A 17,073-nucleotide genomic window follows, 5' to 3' on the forward strand; every position below is an offset into this window, starting at 1 on the left:
ACCGCCGCGAACAACCTGGGTCTGGTCCGCCGTGTGCGGCGGATGACGCGCGCGCTGCGGGAGGGGTACCCCGACGCGCACTGCGAACTCGACTTCGGCACCGCTCTCGACCTCACCGTCGCCGTCATCCTGTCGGCCCAGTGCACCGACAAACGGGTCAACGAGGTCACGCCGGCGCTGTTCGCACGGTTCAAGACGGCCGCCGACTACGCCGGCGCGAACCGGGTCGAGCTGGAGGAGATGATCCGGCCGACCGGCTTCTACCGGAACAAGGCCACCTCGATCATGGGCCTGGGCGCGGCGCTGGTCGACAAGCACGGCGGCGAGGTGCCCGGCACCCTGGAGGAGCTGGTCCGGCTGCCCGGGATCGGCCGCAAGACGGCCAACGTCGTGCTCGGCGAGGCCTTCGACGTGCCCGGCATCACCGTCGACACCCACTTCGGACGGCTGGTCCGGCGCTGGCAGTGGACCGACGAGACCGACCCGGTCAAGGTCGAGCACGCGATCGGCGAGCTCGTCCCGCGCAAGGACTGGACGATGCTCTCGCACTGGACGATCTTCCACGGCCGGCGCGTCTGCCACGCCCGCAAGCCGGCCTGCGGGGCCTGCTTCCTGGCCCCGGACTGCCCCTCCTACGGCGAGGGGCCGACCGACCCGGCAGTGGCGGAGAAGCTGGTCAAGGGCGACGAGGCGCCGCACCTGCTGGCCCTGGCCGAGAAGGTCCGGGCGACCAAGAAGCTCGGCAAGAAGGCCGGCGCCGCGCGATGAGCGTCCGCTGGCGTTGGGTGCTGGTCGCGGTGGTCATCGCGGTGGCCACCGCGGTCGCCGTCTGGCCCCGTGGCCAGGCGCCCACCCACGCCGATGTGCCCGCGCCGGACCTGAACGCCCTGCGGGCCACGGCCGCGCTGCCGCAATGTCCGAAACCTGTCGGCAAGGGCAGAACCGCCGGTCTCAAGGTCACCTGCATGGCTGACGGCGCGGAGACCACCCTCGGCGGCGGCCCGATGATCGTCAACTTCTGGGAGCCCTGGTGCGTGCCGTGCCGCACCGAGCTGCCGGCGCTCCAGGAATACGGGTCCCGACCTGGGGCGATGCCCGTGCTGCTGGTCGAGATCCCGGACCAGAGCGACCAGGCCGGCGGCCTGGACCTGCTCGGCTCGCTGCACGTCAAGCTGCCGTCGGTCTGGGATCCGAACGCATCCGTGGCCAACGCGCTGGGCAAGCCGAACGTCTTCCCTGTCAGCTACGTACTTGCAGCGGACGGCACGTCGAAGAGGATCACCACACCGGCCTCCTTCGACACGGCGGACCAGGTGGAACAGGCGGTGCGGCAGTATGCGGACGGGAGTGTCACCGGATGAGTCCTGGCCCCCTGGTGGACCCGGCGGACGTGCCCGGGTGGCTGTCCGGCCTGGTCGCGGCCACCGCCGACCTGGACGCCTCCGCGCTGACCAGGGTGCGCCCTCCCGGCGGCCTGCCGACCCGGCCCGCAGCGGTGCTGATGCTGCTCGGTGACGGCGACAACGGCCCGGACGTGCTGCTCACCCGCCGCGCCGACACGCTCAACTCGCATCCCGGCCAGGTCGCCTTCCCCGGCGGCGGCGCCGACGACAGCGACGACGGCCCGGTGGCCACGGCGCTGCGCGAGGCCGAGGAGGAGGCCGGCGTACGGGCTGACGGCGTGCGCGCGGTGGCCCTGCTGCCGGACCTGTACGTGCCGGTCTCGGGTTTCATGGTGACGCCCGTGCTGGCCCTGTGGGAGCATCCGTCGCCGGTTCGCGCGGTCGACCCGCGGGAGACGGCCGCGGTGGCCAGGGTGCCGATCGCGCACCTGGTGGACCCGGCCAACCGGTTCCGGGTGCGCCACCCCTCCGGTTTCACCGGACCCGCCTTTGCGGCCCCGGGCATGCTGGTGTGGGGTTTCACCGCCGGACTGCTCGCGGGGCTGCTGCGGCTGGCCGGCTGGGAACGCCCCTGGAACGCGGCGGACGTGCGGGATCTGGACGAGTCGCTGCGGGCGGCCAACGCGGAGGTGCAGGCGTGAACTGGGTCGACCTGGTTGTCGTGCTGCTGGCCGTGATCGCCGCGGTCTCGGGGGCGCGGCACGGCCTGATCACCACCCTGCCCGCCACCATCGGCGTGCTCGGCGGCACCGTGCTCGGCCTGATCGTGACGCCGATGATCATGTCCAACTTCAGCAGCAACGTCACCCGGATCGCGGTCTGGATGGGCGCGCTGGTGCTGCTGGTCGCCCTCGGCGAGACGTTAGGCGTGTGGCTGGGCCGGTCCATCCGCCAGCACGTGCGGCTCGGCCCGTTCACCGGCGTCGACCACACGCTCGGCGCGCTGGTGCAGTGCGCCGTGGTGTTCGTGGTGGCCTGGGTGTTCGCGCTGCCGCTGACCTCGGTGCCGGTGCCCGGGCTGGCCTCGGCAATCCGCGGCTCGGTCGTGCTGGGCACCGTCAACAATCTGATGCCGGCCGAGGCCGAGCAGCTGCCCAACGACGTGAGCCGGCTGCTCAGCTCGGGCCTGCTGACCGCCACCGGGCCGTTCACCCGGACCCCGATCACCGACGTCGACCCGCCGGACACCGCGCTCCAGAACAGCCAGGTCGTGCAGGCCGTGCAGTCCAGCGTGCTCAAGGTGCGCGGGCGGGCGCCGTCCTGCTCGCGGGCGCTGGAGGGCAGCGGCTTCGTGATCGCCCCGGAGCGCGTGATGACCAACGCGCACGTGGTCGCCGGCACCGACGACGAGTCCGTGGAGGTCGGCCGCGGCCAGCTCACCGCGCACGTCGTCTACTACGACCCGGAGGCCGACGTGGCGGTGCTGTCGGTGCCCGGCCTGGACGCCCGGCCGCTGCCGTTCACCCAGCAGGACTACACCTCCGGCCAGGACGCGATCGTGCTCGGCTACCCGCTGGACGGCCCGTACACCGCGCGGGCGGCCCGGGTGCGGCAGCGCATCCAGCTCAACGGTCCCGACATCTACGGCTCGCAGAAGGTCACCCGGGACGTCTACACGATCCGGTCGACGGTCAAGAGCGGCAACTCCGGCGGCCCGCTGATCAACCCGGCCGGCCAGGTGATGGGCGTGGTGTTCGGCGCGGCCGTGGACGACCCGGAGACCGGCTTCGCGCTGACCACCGCCGAGGTCAGCCGGGTCATCCAGCAGGCGCCGACGCTGTTCCGGCCGGTGTCAACGGGCTCCTGCGCCGAGTAGCAGCTCCGTGACGGCGTCGGGCCGCTCCCACTGCGGGAAGTGCCCGGCGCCGTCGATCACCTCGTACGGCTCGAAGCGCGTACGGGGCGACGTGCGGGCGTCGTGCGCGCCGCGCAGCCTGCGGACAGGGGCCTCCAGCGGCCGGCTGACAGCGGCCTTGAACTCGCGGCCGTCGCCGCGCAGCCGCGAGCGGAAGGCCCAGCGGAAGTACTCCATGCTGCAATGGGCCACGCCCCGAATCAGCATCGCCTCACGGTTGCGGCGCAGCACCTCGGCGTCGGGAGTCCACTGCGGACCGGCCCACGTGCGGATCAGGCGCTCGACCGCGGCGGCGTCGTCGGCGAGCAGCCGGCGTTCCGGCCAGAACGGCGGCTGAGCCGGCAGCAGTGGCCGCAGCGGAACTTCCAGCGGGTGCGGCGCGGAGATCGTCGTGACGGACTCGACGAGCCGGGGATGCAGCGCAGCCGTCGTCCAAGCGAGAACGCCGCCCCAGCCGTGCCCGACCAGGTGGGCTCGGCGCGCACCGAGGGCCTTGATCAGACCGGCGACGTCGCCGGCGAGCGTCCAGCCGTCGTAGCCGCGCGGCGTCTTGTCCGACTGGCCGTAGCCGCGCAGGTCCACCGCGACCGCGTGCCGGCCGTTCGCAGCGAGCGCGGGCAGCTGGTGCCGCCAGGTCCACCAGAACTCGGGGAACCCGTGCAGCATCAGCGTGAGCGGACCGCTGCCGGCCTCGGCGACGTGCAGCCGGATGCCGTTGGCCGAGACGGTCCGGTGGCGTGGGCCTGTTACGAGCGCTCGCCGGGGTGACTCAGCGCCGCGGCCGTGTCCTTGATCGTCTCGATGGTGCGTGCTGGGGCGCGCAGCTGGCGAGCCTTGCGGTAGCCCAGGAAGCCGAGGCCGCCGGCGCACAGCAGCATCGCGAACCAGACGATGCCGAACGACAACGACCGGTACAGGCCGAGGTCGGCCAGCAGCTCGGCGATCGCGAAGAAGAGGAAGAACAGGCTGAACATCAGGATCGTGATCCCGGCGATGATGAAGACGCTGCCGCGCAGCACCTTCTTCACCTCGGCGCTCAGCTCCAGCTTGGCCAGCTCGATCTCGGCGCGCAGCAGGACCGAGACCTGCGTCATCACGTCCTTGATCAGGCCGCCCACCGACTGCTCGCCGGCGACGTCGCGCGGCGTCTCGTCGGCCAGCGGGATCGAGGGCACCGGGGGCAGCCCAGCGCCGTGGCCGTTCGCGTTGTGTCCTGGGCCTGTCACGATGGTCATCGTGCCATGCACCCTCAGGTGTTCGCCGTGCGGTGCACCCGACTCCGTCGAAGAAGCAGGGCCGCGCCCAGCAGCGACGCGGCCGCCGAGGCGAGCAGCACCGCCGCCTTGGCCCGCTCGGCGGCGTCGCCGGCCAGGGCGAGTTCGGCCATCAGCAGACTGACCGTGAAGCCGACACCGCCCAACGTCGCCACCGCCGCCATGTCCCGCCAGCCCAGGCCACGCGGCTTGCTTGCCAACCCGGTCGTCACGGCCAGTGCCGACGCGCCCAGCACGCCGACGATCTTGCCGATCACCAACCCGACCACCACGGCGATGGCCACTGTGTCCGTGACGATCGCGTGCAGGGAGTCGGCCCCGATCGGCACGCCGGCCGCGAACAAGGCGAACATTGGCACCGCGACGCCCGCCGACCAGGGCTGCAACCGGTGCTCCAGCCTGATCGCCGGGGCCTCCGCCTCGCCTGGGTCGGCCGTCACGCGCGTGAGCAGACCCAGCGCGACGCCGGCGATCGTGGCGTGCAAGCCGGCCTCGTGCACGGCGAACCAGGTCGCGGCGGCGATCGGCACGTACAGCCAAGGGCTGCGGACCCGTCGCCGCTGCAAGAACCAGTAGCCGGCCAACAACGCGACGGCCGCACCCAGCGCGACCAGGTTGATCGTGGTGCTGAAGGCGACCGCGATCACCGCGATGGCGCCGAGGTCGTCGACCACGGCCAGGCTGAGCAGGAAGACCCGCGCGGTGGCCGGCAGGCCGGAACCGGTGATCGCCAGCACGGCCAGGGCGAATGCGATGTCCGTGGCCACGGGGATCGTCCAGGCCTGGCCGCCGCCGATGGCCAGGGCCAGCAGTGCCGGCACCACCATGCCGCCGAGCGCTGCCACCACCGGCAGCACCGCCGCCCGACGGTCGGCCAGTTCGCCGACCACCAGCTCGCGCTTGAGCTCCAGGCCGGCGACGAAGAAGAACAGCGCCAACAGGCCGTCCTCGGCCCAGGCGTCCAGCGCCAGCGGGCCGACGGTCAACTCGCGCAGCGCGTGGTAGCTGTCGGCGAGCGGGGAGTTGGCCCACAGCAGGGCCACGGCGGTCGCGGCCAGCAGGAGCAGGCCGCCGACGGTCTCGGTGCGCAGGTAACGGGTCACGGGCAGCTCCAGTGCGGTCGACGATCACGTTGCCGACCAGACTTCCCGGCGCACCCTTCGACATTATGTTAACCCGGGAACGCCGAAGCCGCCCGCGCAAGCGTTCGCGGGGGCGGCTTCGGGCTGTGCTCAGTCCTCGGACTTGCCCGACTTCAGGCCGCTCGAGATCAGGTCCATCACGGTCGAGTCGGCCAGCGTCGTGACGTCGCCGATCTGGCGGTTCTCGGCCACGTCCCGCAGCAGCCGCCGCATGATCTTGCCGGAGCGGGTCTTGGGCAGCTCCTGCACGACCAGGATCTGCCGCGGCTTGGCGATCGCGCCGATCTCCTTGGCCACGTGGTCGCGCAGGTCCTTCACCAGCTCGGTGGCGTCCTCGTCCTCCTTGACGCCGCGCAGGATCACGAACGCCACCACCGCCTGGGTCGTCGTCGGGTCGGTCGCGCCGACCACGGCCGCCTCGGCCACCCGCGGGTGCGAGACCAGCGCCGACTCCACCTCGGTGGTGGAGATGTTGTGGCCGGACACCAGCATCACGTCGTCGACCCGGCCGAGCAGCCAGATCGCGCCGTCCTCGTCGTACTTCGCGCCGTCGCCGGCGAAGTAGTAGCCCTGGTCGTGGAAGCGCGCCCAGTAGGTCTCGCGGAAGCGCTCCTCGTCACCCCACACGCCGCGCAGCATCGACGGCCACGGCTTGTCCAGCACCAGGTAGCCGCCGCCACCGCGGCCGACCTCCCGGCCGGTGTCGTCGACGACCTTCGCGCCGATTCCCGGCAGCGGGCCCATCGCCGAGCCGGGCTTGGCCACGGTGACGCCGGGCAGCGGGGCGACCATGATCGCGCCGGTCTCCGTCTGCCACCAGGTGTCCACCACCGGCGTCTTGCCGGCGCCGATGTGCTCGCGGTACCAGATCCAGGCCTCGGGGTTGATCGGCTCGCCGACGCTGCCCAGCACCCGCAGCGAGGACAGGTCGTAGCGGGCCGGGATCTCGTCGCCCCACTTCATGAAGGTGCGGATCAGCGTGGGCGCGGTGTAGTAGATGGAGACCTTGTACTGCTGGATGATCTCCCAGTGCCGGCCCTCGTGCGGGGTGTTCGGCGTGCCCTCGTAGACGATCTGGGTGACCCGGTTGGACAGTGGGCCGTACACGATGTAGCTGTGCCCGGTGACCCAGCCGATGTCGGCGGTGCACCAGTAGACGTCGGTGTCCGGCTTGAGGTCGAAGACGTTGTAGTGCGTGTAGGACGCCTGGGTGAGGTAGCCGCCCGAGGTGTGCAGAATGCCCTTCGGCTTCCCGGTGGTGCCCGAGGTGTACAGGATGAACAGCGGGTGCTCGGAGTCGAACGCCTCCGGCGTGTGCTCCTCGGACTGGCCCTCGACCACGTCGTGCCACCACAGGTCGCGGCCGTCGGTCCAGTCGACCTCGCCGCCCGTGCGGCGGACCACCAGCACGTTGCCGATGGTCGGCGTCTTCGCCACCGCCTCGTCCACGGCCGCCTTGAGCGAGACCGGGTTGCCGCGGCGGTACTGGCCGTCGGTGGTGATCACCAGCTTGGCCTGGGCGTCGTCGATACGGGAGCGCAGCGCCTCGGCGGAGAAGCCGCCGAAGACCACGCTGTGCACCAGGCCGAGGCGGGCGCAGGCCAGCATGGAGTAGATGGCCTCGGGCACCATCGGCATGTAGATGGCCACCCGGTCGCCGGTGGTCAGGCCCAGCGACAGCAGCGCGTTGGCGGTCTTGGAGACCTCGCGCTTGAGGTCGTCGTAGGTGATGGTGCGGGTGTCGCCGGGCTCGCCGACCCAGTGGATCGCGACCTGGTCGCCGTGGCCGGACTCCACGTGCCGGTCGACGCAGTTGTAGGCGACGTTGAGCTTCCCGCCGACGAACCACTTGGCGAAGGGGGCGCCGCTCCAGTCCAGCACCTGGTCCCATTTGGTCGCCCAGGTCAGGCGCTCGGCCTGCTTGGACCAGAAGGCCTCGCGATCCGCGTCCGCCTCCTCCTGCAGCGCGGCGGTCGCGTTGGCCTGAGCGGCGAACTCCTCGCTGGGCGGGAACGACCTGCTCTCGGAGAGCAGGTTGCTCAACGCGGACGACTCAGTCATGGTGCATGGCCTCCTGGATATCGCCTGCCGTATTGCTGCTGAACCTAGTGCTACGGGGACTCCCGTACCAGTGCCGTAAGGTCTAGACCATATCGGCGGGTAGGGTCGCGCGCTGTGACCGAGCTTGCGAGGGAACCATCCAGCATTGCGACCTTGGTCGCGGACCTTCGTGTGCCGAGCGTCAGCGAGGAAGGTCCGTGACCGACCCGCTGGCGCCGCTGCTGGATCTGCCTGGTGTCGAGGCTGCCGTCGAGGCCGCTCGCGATGCCGTCGCCGAGGTGCACCGCCACCCCTCCAACCGCCGTGGCTGGCCCACCACCGCCGCCGAGGCCTCCGTCCGCGCCGCCCGGGCGTCGGCTGCCCTGGACGGTGGGGCCGTGGAGATTCCCTCCGACGGTTCCGTATCCGATCCGATTCTGGCTGGGGCGCTGCGGGTCGCCGAGGCGATCGGCCCCCTGCTCGGCACTTGGCAGAAGGCGCCGCTGCAAGCGTTGGCGCGACTGCACGTGTTGGCCGCGGCCGATCTTGTGGAGTCGTCTGCTCTGGGACGCCCCTCCGCCGGCGGCGAACGCCTCGAACTTCTTGCCTCCTTGGTCGCCGGTGGCACGAAGGTCGCCGCTCCCGTGCTGGTCGCCGTCGTGCACGGCGAGCTGCTGGCGCTGGCTCCCTTCGGACCCGTCAGCGGCGTCATCGCCCGTGCCGCCGCGCGGTTGACGATGATCGGCACCGGATTGGACACCAAGGGGCTGGCCGTGCCGGAGGTCGCGTACCTGCGGCGTTCCGGGGAATACCGGTCCGCTTTGGACGGCTTCGCCTCCGGCACGCCTGAGGGCCTCGGCGCGTGGCTGCTGTTCAGCTGCTCCGCCCTCGAGGCCGGCGCCCGGGAAGCCGCCAGCATCGCCGACGCCGTCGGTCAAGGCTAGTTTCGCTGCTGTGGATGACTTCGCGGTTGTCCACAGCAGCGCCTTAGTCAAGATCACTGCAGTGTTTGCGCTGGTAGACTGGGCCTGGGACGCCCCCCGGGATCGGGTGGGGGCTGTTCTAGCTAGCTACGGCGCCCAAGGCCACCAGGGCGTTCCGGACGTGGCCGCCGGTGGCGGTCAGCGCCTCCGCGGCCTGTACGGAGTCGATGCCGGCGAGCAGCCGCACCAGCGCCACCTTCAGGTCACCGTCGGCGTCCAACAGCGCCGCCATGCACTCGGGCTCGTCCAGGCCGGTGGCCTCGCGCAGGATCCGCAGCGTCCGCCCACGGAGCTTGGCGTTGGTGGCCCGCATGCTCACCATCAGGTTGGAATACGTCCGTCCGAGCTCGATCATCACGGCCGTGGAGAAGGCGTTGAGCACCAGCTTCTGGGCGGTGCCGGCCTTCATCCGGGTGGAGCCGGCGATCACCTCGGGCCCGGTGGCCACGGCGATCAGCACGTCCACGGGCACGCTCGGGGTGGCGGCGGGGTTGGCCGACATCAGCACGGTCCGGGCCCCGATCTCGTTGCCGGCGGCCAGGCCGCCGAGCACGTACGGGGTGCGGCCGGAGGCAGTCAGCCCGAACACCACATCGGTGGGACGGACGGTGGCCCGGATCTCGGCGGCCCCGCCCTCCCTGTCGTCCTCGGCGTTCTCGACGGCGGTCCGCAGCGCGGTCGCCCCGCCGGCGTGGTGCGTGACGAACCAGTCGGCGGGGGTGTTGAACGTCGGCACGAGCTCGGCGGCGTCCAGGGTGGCCAGCCGCCCGGAGGTGCCGGCGCCGATGTAGTGCACCCGCCCGCCGGCGCGCAGGGCGTGGACGGTGAAGTCCACGGCCCGCGCCACCTCGGGCAGGACCTTGGCGACGGCGGCCGGCACGAGCCGATCCTCGTTGTTGATCATCCGCAGCACGTCCACCGTGGGCAGCCGGTCGATCCCTTCGGTTCTGGGGTTGCGCTGCTCGGTGGGGGAATCGACTCGCACGATCGACTCACGTGGCTGCGGCAAAGTCATTTACCTGCCTCCCGTGCCTTTCGACGGCCGTCGGGACGCGGACCGAGCCGGTGCCCGCCGACAGCCTCGTAGGTCGACTCCAGCGCGTTACGCGCGCTGTCCAGGTGTTTCTGCGCGACGCCGATGAACAGGCAGTCGATCACCGTGAGCTGGGCGATCCGGCTGGCCATCGCGCCCGACCGGAAGGTGGTTTCCCGCGCGGCGGTCGTCAACACATGGTCGGCGACCTCGGAGATCGGCGACCGCGGGAAGTTGGTCAGCGCCACGGTCGTGGCGCCGCGCTCCCGGGCCACCCGCAGCGCCTCCACGGTGTCGGCGGTGGCGCCGGTGTGGGAAATGCCGAAGGCGACGTCGCTGCTGCCGAGCACGGCGGCGGAGGTCAGCATGATGTGGGTGTCGCTCCACGCGAAGCTGACGCGCCCGATCCGGTGCAGCTTCTGCTGGAGGTCGGCGGCCACGAAGGCGCTCGCCCCGACGCCGTACACATCGACTCGCCCGGCGCCGGCCACGGCGTCGACGACGGCGCTGAGCGTGGCGATGTCGAGCTGGTCGGCGGTCTCCTCGACGGCCCGCGCGTCGGCGAACGCGACCTTGCCGACCACCTGCGACAGGTCGTCGGTGGGCGCGATGTCGCTGCCCAGGTCGCGATCGATCCGGGCGGCGGTCCGCGCGGTGTCGGCGGCAAGGGCGATGCGCAGCTCGGGGTAGCCCCCGACGCCGATCGCCTTGCAGAACCGGGTCACCGTCGTCTCGCTCGTGCCGGCCGCCTCGGCGACCTCGGTGATGCTGCGGTGCGCGACGACCTGGGGGTTGTCGAGCACGACCTTGGCCACTCGCTGTTCGGCCCGGGCCAGACCGGGTAGCAGCGAACGGATCCGGACCAGCGGGCTCGCCTCGCTGATCTCACTGGCTGACTTGGCGGGTGCCACGTGGGAAACTTACTAACAGTAACTGTTTCGGTCAACATGATGGCCCCTGACCTGCCGTTACACCAGTTGCCAGCCGGCCGGGGTGAACGTGGTCCGCCCGGTGCTCAACCGGATGTCGGCCACGTTCACGCCCCTACCTTCGTAAGCGGGGTCGGTTGTGTAACGCCATCGGAGCAGCAGACCGTTCGACGACCCGGCCACGTGTGCCCGAACCTGCCGCCACGCCCGTACGGACTGACCCGACAACGCCGTCTGCGGCGCGCTCTGACCACGCACCGTGAGCGGAACTGTGGTCCAGGTGGCTCCGCCGTCGACGCTGGATTCCAGCGTCAGCAGATCCGTCGACTCCGTGTTCACGAAGGCTTCGAACGAGACGTTCTCCGGACCGTGCAGGACGCCCGTCGTCAACGTGCTGGTCGACGCCGGCCCCTGCCCGGAGAACCACGACTGCCCGCCGCCCGGCGCCGACACGGTCATGGCTTGCGCCAACGCCTCCGCCGCGGCTCGGCGGGCGCCGTTGGTCGACGGCGTGTTCCGGGTCGGGTGCACGCGGTTCGTCAGCAGGATCGCGAACGACCGCGAGCCCGGGTCGATCACCAGCGACGTGCCGGTGAACCCGGTGTGCCCCAACGTGTTCGGCCCGGACAGACCGCCCATGTACCAGATCTGGTCCAGCTCGAAGCCGAGCCCGTGCGAGTCGTCCGGGAACTTCTGGTTGAAGTTCTGCTCCATCAGCTGCACGCCGTGCTCGCTGAGGACGCGGTGTCCCCGGTAGACGCCGCCATTGAGGATCGCCTGCGACAGAACCGCCAGGTCGTCGACGGTGGAGAAGACGCCGGCGTGCCCGGCGACGCCGCCCATCGCCCACGCGTTCTCGTCGTGCACAGAGCCACGCACCATGCCCCGCGGCGGCGAGGTCTGGTACTCGGTGGCGGCGATTCGCCCCAGCTTCGAGGCCGGTGGGTTGTACCCCGTGTCGACCATGTGCAGCGGCTCGGTGACGTCCTCGCGTACGAGCTGGTCGAGCGGCTTGCCGGTGACGTGTTGCAGCACCAGCTGCATGCTCAGCATGTTCAGGTCGGAGTACACGTACGCGGTGCCGGCGGGCTCCTGCGGCGCGGCGTCGAGGATCGCCTTCTCCCGCGACGGAATGTCCGGGTAGCCCTGCCACAGCGAGGGAACCGGGTCCGGCGCGAGGCCGGAGGTGTGCGTGAGCAGCTGCTCGATGGTGATGCCGCCCTTGCCGTTGGTGGCGAACTCCGGCAGGTAGTGGGCGACGGGCGTGTCCAGCGCGATCTTGCCGGCCTCCAGCTGCTGCACGGCGACGATCGACGTGAACAGCTTGGACAGCGACGCCAGGTCGTAGATGGTGTCGGTGCGGGCCGGCACCTGCTGATCCGCCGGCAGCAGCGTGGTGGCGTCCTTGTACTTGACGGCCTCCCCGGTCGCCGTCCGGTCGACCACGACACCGTTGTGCGCCAACAACACCGTCGCGCCGGGGTAGATCGACGGGACCCAGGCGGCGAGCTGCTTGTCGAAGGCGTCGATCGGCGCCGGGTTCAGCCCGGCCGCGGCCGGCGATCCCGCGCGCAGCACCGTGTTCGCCGGCGCGAAGCCCTGGTACGGGCGGTCGAACCGGGCCGCGTTCGGCGCGCCGCCGGCGGCGCTGGTCACGGCGAACGCCAGGACCAGCACGGCCGGTAAGGCGAGGGCACGAATCCGCATGGCCACCTCATCTGTACAGCAGATACCGGGAACGATCTCGGCGGAAGGCCGCGAGCTCGCCGGCCCACGCCCCCACGATGTCGTCGACGCCCGCGCCCGCGTCCACCATGCTGCGCAAACGCGCCGAGCCGCTGAGGTTGTCGACCCAGTGGTCCGGCCGCCAACCCCACACTTTCGGGTACAAATCGCGGGCCGTCACGAGCATGGCGACGGCGGTTCGGATGGCGTCGACGCGCGGCCGGTCGGTCAGATGCACCTGCACGCCGCCGCACGTCTGGTTGACGAACTTGCTGAACGTCGGCACGAAGTACGCCTCGCGGAACTCGACGCCGGGCAGGTGCAGGGTGTTCAGCCGCTCGGCCCACCGCCAGTCGATGCCCGGTGCCCCGATCGTCTCGAACGGCCGGCAGGTGCCGCGTCCCTCGGCCAGCAGTGTGCCCTCGAACAGGCAGGTGCCGGGGTAGAGCAGCGCCGTGTCCGGGGTCGGCATGTTCGGGCTCGGCGGCACCCACTGGCCGGTGAACAGGTCGTCGCGCCGCCAGCCAGTGCACTGGACGATCTCCAGGCTCGACAACCGCGTCGTCAGGAATTCCGCGTCGAACAGCCGCGCCAGCTCGCCGTTGGTCATGCCGGGCTGCTGCACGATCGGCTTCAACCCGACCAGCGTGGCGTACCTGGGATCCAGCTGCGGCCCGTACGCCCGGCCTCCGATCGGATTCGGCCGGTCCAGCACCATGAACGACGCCCCGGTGGTGGCGGCCGCCTCCATCGCGATGAACATCGTCCACGTGTAGGTGTAGAACCGCGCGCCGACGCCTGCGATGTCGAACACGACGGTGTCGACGCCGGCCTTGCGGTACATGGCGGCCAGCGCGTCGACGGTGACGTTGTACGCGTCGTACACCGGGATCCCGGTTCGCGGATCCGTGTAGTCACCCTCGGATCCGCCGGCCTGCGCGGTGCCACGAAAGCCGTGTTCGGGGCCGAAAACGGCAACAGGGCGGACTTCGTGCGCCACCATGTCGTCGACCAGGTGCGTGAGGTCGGCCAGGACGCCGGTCGGATTCGTCAGCACGCCGACCTTGTGCCCCTTGAGCCGCCGGTAACCCTCGGCCGCGAGGATGTCCGCGCCGTTCAACCGTTTCTGCGTCTGGGCTGTGGCCGGCACGGCCGGCGCTGCCGCCGTCAGCGCCGACGCGGCGAGGAAACCCCGGCGCGACAGGCTCACCAGGTCAGCCCCGTGCCGAACGAGTACGAGTTCGGGATGTCGACCGGCAGCTTGCCGCGCGGACCGACCACCCCGGCGAGCACCCGTGCCAGCGACCGCATCGACACCGCTGTGTACGAGTAGGTGTCGATCCACGTGTGGGCCTCGGGAATCGCGCCCGGGTCGTAGGGATTGCCCACGCCGACGGCGATCACCGGCTTGCCGGTGGCGACCAGGTCGCGTACCCGTTGCCGCTGCGCGGGATCCGTCGCCGCACCGTTCGTCGTCACGACGATCGCGTCGTAGTCGGTGGCGGTCTTGCTCGCCGGAATGCCTTGCGCAGTAAGGGCATCCGCCAACGTCTGAGTCGTCGTCACGCCCCATCCCGTGACCAGCACGGACTTCGCCTTCAGCGGCAGCGTTCCGTCGTTGCTCAGCACGGTCACCGACTTGTCGGTGATGCGCTGCGCGGTGGCCAGACTCGGTGCCGTGCCGACCTTCTTGGCCACGGTGTCGACGTTCACGAACGGGTTGAACAGCACGCCCCGCCGCAGCTTCGCGGCCAGGATGCGGGCGACGCTCTGATCGATGCGCTGCTCGGACAGCTGCCCGGTCTCGACGGCGTTGATCACCGCATCGACGGCGGTGCCGACGTTCTGCGGCATGAGCAGCATGTCCGCGCCCGCCTGCAACGCCTTCACCGGGATCTCGGCATCGCTGTACTTCTGCCGCACGCCGGCCATCTGCAACGAATCGGTGATCACCACGCCGCGGTAGTCGAGCTCGTCGCGCAGCATGCCGGTGAGGACCGTCGGCGACAGCGTGGACGGGTCGCCGGACGGGTCGATCTTCGGGAACACGATGTGCGCGCTCATGATCACGTCCACGCCGGCCTTGATGGCGGCCCGGAACGGCGGCGCGTCGATCTTCTCCCAGGTCGCCTTGTCGTGGTCGATGACCGGCAGCCCGGTGTGGCTGTCGGTGGCCGCGTCGCCGTGGCCGGGGAAGTGCTTCGACGTCGTCACGACGCTCTGCTGATAGCCCTTGACCTGAGCCGACACCATGTTCGAGACCAGCGTCGGGTCAGCGCCGAAGGACCGCACGCCGATCACCGGATTCGCCGGGTTCACGTTCACGTCGGAGTCCGGGGCGTTGTTCATGTTCACGCCCATCGCCCGCAGCTCACGGCCCGTGATGGCGGCCGCCTGCTCGGCGTCGGCGGTGCTGCGCGTCGCACCCAGAGCCATGCTGCCCGGGAAGGTGGTCGCCGGCGCCCCGATCCGCGTGACCAGGCCTTCTTCCTGGTCGGTGGAGATCAGCAGCGGGATGTGCGCGCCGGAGGAGAGCGCCGCTTGCTGGAGGCCGTTGGACAGGCCGGCGATCTGTGTGGGGTTCTGCACGTTGTCCGACCACGCGAAGTAGATGACGCCGCCGAGGTGGTACTTCTGCACCAGCTGGGCGGGGGTGTCGACGCCGAACTCGGACTGGTTGCGGGCGTCGACGGTGCCGGCGGTCGGGCCGTAGCCGTAGGTCATGAACAGCTGGCCGACCTTCTCCGCCAGCGTCATGCCGCGCATCAGGGCGCCGACCTGATTGGGTCGGGCCTGGTCGGGCTGGGCGTCGGCGGCGCCGGCGGGAACGGTGGTGGCCATCGCGGCCAACCCTGCCAGTAGGGCGACGACTGTCCTGCGCACGGCGTCCTCCCGTGACCGGAAATCTTCTCACCGACTATGCAGATCAATCGGCAAGTTACTGACGTCACGGGTTGGAGGTCAACGGCGCTAACTGGATTGGACCAGTGCCCACACAGCACAGCGGCTCCCCAGCCTCTCGCGAGGCTGGGGAGCCGCTAGTCTCAGCGCGAACGGATCGGGTTACCAAGCGTGCAACTGGTGTCGTATCAGCGGGGTGCTCGGCGTCCGGCGTCCCGGTACGCAGCCCCCAAACGACATGCCTCCCGCGGCGTGCAGTGCGTGGGTGCCCGATGTTCGCGCACGGAGATCTTCCGGGGTGGACGGGGCTTCTCCTCCGCTCCGTCCCTGGCCGACTCGATGTCCGCACCTCCTTTGTAGTGCGTGACGGCGGCCACAGCAAGGGCACGGACGGGTGCACCGGTCAAGTGGCGCTGGGTGACCGAGCGGGCCACCCGCACAGATCATGACCTGCGCCGATGCCCTCTTCGGGTGGTGTTCAGCTCCGGCGCCGCCGGCGGATGCCGTACCAGGCGACCCCGGCCGCGGCGACCGCGCCGAGCCCGACCGCCGTGACGGCGACGGCGGTGCCGGACGGGGTGGGGATGCGGGCGCGCAGCGACACCGGGTCGGAGAAGGTCAACACCGGCCAGCCCTGCTGCGCGGCGACCCTGCGCAGCGCCCGGTCCGGGTTGACCGCGGTGGGGTGGCCGACCACGGCCAGCATCGGCTCGTCGGTCGCTGAATCCGAGTAGGCGTGGCACTGCGCCAGGTCGTAGCCGTTGGTGGCGGCCAGCTGCTTGATCGCGACGGCCTTGTTCTCCGCATAGCAGTAGAAATCGACGTCGCCGGTGTAGCGGCCGTCGGCGACGACCATGCGGGTGGCCAGCGACTGCGTCGCGCCGAGCATCTCGGCGATCGGCGTCACGATCTCCTGCCCGGACGCCGAGACGACCACGACGTCGTGCCCCGCGTCGCGGTGGTCGGCGATCAGCTGGGTGGCTTCCTTGTAGACCAGCGGGTCGACGATGTCGTGCAGCGTCTCCTCGACGATGGAGCGCACCTGGCCGACGTCCCAGCCCGCGCACAGCGCGGTGATGTGCTGGCGCATCCGCTCGATCTGGTCGGCGTCCGCACCGGACTGCATGAACACGAACTGGGCGTACGCGCTCTTGAGCACCGCTCGCCGGTTGATCAGGCCCTCCTGGAAGAAGGGACGGCTGAAGGCCAGCAGGCTCGACTTCGCGATGACGGTCTTGTCCAGGTCGAAGAAGGCCGCCACACGTGCGCCGGTGCTGGGATTCACGCGGCCAGCATAGGTGTCGTCACGAAAATATGGCGTGTCTGTTGCGGGGATGGGAAGCGCGACGGGCCTCCGGGGGGATACAGTAGTGAGGTCCGGCCACAGATCCGGACGTGTTCAGTCCAACCCCCCGGGACTGAACCTTCGGCGACCCCCGTCCCTCCCCCCTGACGGGGGTCGTCCCATGTCCAGGTCCGGGTGGCTCTCTCCGCTGGTGCAGCCGCCTCCCTCGCATCGGCTGCCGGCGCGTCCAGCTCGAGGTGCCTGTCTCCTCGCTTATCCGCCCTCGGTCGTGTCCGTCTCCCGCCGTATCCAGCTCTCTGCGTCCGAGCCCGGGTATCGCCCCGCTCCAGTATGGCCAGAGGGTCTGACACTTTCGGTCGCGAAGATCAACCTCGGCCGAGTTGTCCACAGCCTCCGAGTTGTCCACATGTTGATCTCCGACCGCCCCGCGCCGCCGGCCGCCGGGGCGAGTCTGGTCCCGCGGCGCACCTCCGCGCCGAGTG

The 17,073-nt window shown here is 70.6% G+C and carries 15 protein-coding genes; 5 read left to right on the plus strand and 10 right to left on the minus strand.

The genetic code is table 11. The features are described 5' to 3' along the window. Positions 1-42 precede the first annotated feature (42 nt). Genes nth through BCF44_RS14135 form a run of 4 tightly spaced genes read left to right on the plus strand, consistent with a single transcriptional unit; the run spans position 43 to position 3,219 of the window. The gene (nth, locus tag BCF44_RS14120) at positions 43-768 is read left to right on the plus strand and encodes an endonuclease III (RefSeq protein WP_116174933.1); all 726 of its coding nucleotides are present in this window, start codon (positions 43-45) and stop codon (positions 766-768) included. Beyond that, positions 765-1,361: a TlpA family protein disulfide reductase gene (locus tag BCF44_RS14125; protein WP_116174679.1), complete on the plus strand. Its 597-nt coding sequence runs from the start codon at positions 765-767 to the stop codon at positions 1,359-1,361. The genes nth and BCF44_RS14125 overlap by 4 nt, the downstream gene beginning before the upstream one ends. Next, positions 1,358-2,044, plus strand: coding sequence for an NUDIX hydrolase (locus BCF44_RS14130; protein ID WP_116174680.1), 687 nt, complete (start codon positions 1,358-1,360; stop codon positions 2,042-2,044). Before BCF44_RS14125 ends, BCF44_RS14130 begins: the two co-directional genes overlap by 4 nt. Next, positions 2,041-3,219 (plus strand): MarP family serine protease, encoded by a 1,179-nt coding sequence (locus tag BCF44_RS14135; protein ID WP_116174681.1) that lies wholly within the window; start codon positions 2,041-2,043, stop codon positions 3,217-3,219. The genes BCF44_RS14130 and BCF44_RS14135 overlap by 4 nt, the downstream gene beginning before the upstream one ends. Here the strand turns inward: BCF44_RS14135 and BCF44_RS14140 are convergent. From BCF44_RS14140 to acs, 4 genes are all read right to left on the minus strand, one after another. After that, a complete protein-coding gene (locus BCF44_RS14140; RefSeq protein ID WP_116174682.1) occupies positions 3,196-3,924 on the minus strand; it encodes an alpha/beta fold hydrolase in 729 nt (242 codons plus the stop codon). The genes BCF44_RS14135 and BCF44_RS14140 overlap by 24 nt on opposite strands. A gap of 80 nt (positions 3,925-4,004) precedes the next feature. Beyond that, entirely contained in the window at positions 4,005-4,493 is a 489-nt protein-coding gene (locus BCF44_RS14145) for a phage holin family protein (RefSeq protein ID WP_116174934.1), read from the minus strand. A gap of 14 nt (positions 4,494-4,507) precedes the next feature. Further along, the gene (nhaA, locus tag BCF44_RS14150; RefSeq protein ID WP_379796692.1) at positions 4,508-5,641 is read right to left on the minus strand and encodes a Na+/H+ antiporter NhaA; all 1,134 of its coding nucleotides are present in this window, start codon (positions 5,639-5,641) and stop codon (positions 4,508-4,510) included. Positions 5,642-5,764: 123 nt separating this feature from the next. Next, complete coding sequence (gene acs, locus BCF44_RS14155; RefSeq protein ID WP_116174684.1) at positions 5,765-7,735, minus strand: acetate--CoA ligase; 1,971 nt, start codon at positions 7,733-7,735, stop codon at positions 5,765-5,767. A gap of 197 nt (positions 7,736-7,932) precedes the next feature. Here acs and BCF44_RS14160 point away from each other — a divergent pair, with 197 nt between their 5' ends. Further along, positions 7,933-8,658, plus strand: coding sequence for an oxidoreductase (locus tag BCF44_RS14160; protein WP_116174685.1), 726 nt, complete (start codon positions 7,933-7,935; stop codon positions 8,656-8,658). Positions 8,659-8,776: 118 nt separating this feature from the next. Here the strand turns inward: BCF44_RS14160 and murQ are convergent, their stop codons facing one another. From murQ to BCF44_RS14190, 6 genes are all read right to left on the minus strand, one after another. Next, entirely contained in the window at positions 8,777-9,712 is a 936-nt protein-coding gene (gene murQ / locus BCF44_RS14165; RefSeq protein ID WP_116174686.1) for an N-acetylmuramic acid 6-phosphate etherase, read from the minus strand. Then, positions 9,709-10,641: a MurR/RpiR family transcriptional regulator gene (locus tag BCF44_RS14170; protein ID WP_246015021.1), complete on the minus strand. Its 933-nt coding sequence runs from the start codon at positions 10,639-10,641 to the stop codon at positions 9,709-9,711. The genes murQ and BCF44_RS14170 overlap by 4 nt, the downstream gene beginning before the upstream one ends. A 57-nt stretch (positions 10,642-10,698) precedes the next feature. Continuing rightward, positions 10,699-12,366 (minus strand): serine hydrolase domain-containing protein, encoded by a 1,668-nt coding sequence (locus BCF44_RS14175; protein ID WP_116174936.1) that lies wholly within the window; start codon positions 12,364-12,366, stop codon positions 10,699-10,701. Between the two features lie 7 nt (positions 12,367-12,373). Next, positions 12,374-13,594, minus strand: coding sequence for an exo-beta-N-acetylmuramidase NamZ family protein (locus BCF44_RS14180; RefSeq protein WP_116174687.1), 1,221 nt, complete (start codon positions 13,592-13,594; stop codon positions 12,374-12,376). Next, a complete protein-coding gene (locus BCF44_RS14185; RefSeq protein WP_116174688.1) occupies positions 13,591-15,225 on the minus strand; it encodes a glycoside hydrolase family 3 protein in 1,635 nt (544 codons plus the stop codon). Before BCF44_RS14185 ends, BCF44_RS14180 begins: the two co-directional genes overlap by 4 nt. A 538-nt stretch (positions 15,226-15,763) precedes the next feature. Beyond that, positions 15,764-16,570 (minus strand): HAD family hydrolase, encoded by an 807-nt coding sequence (locus tag BCF44_RS14190; RefSeq protein WP_116174689.1) that lies wholly within the window; start codon positions 16,568-16,570, stop codon positions 15,764-15,766. Positions 16,571-17,073: the final 503 nt, after the last annotated feature.

The sequence above is a fragment of the Kutzneria buriramensis genome, assembly GCF_003387475.1.
Lineage (GTDB): Bacteria > Actinomycetota > Actinomycetes > Mycobacteriales > Pseudonocardiaceae > Kutzneria > Kutzneria buriramensis.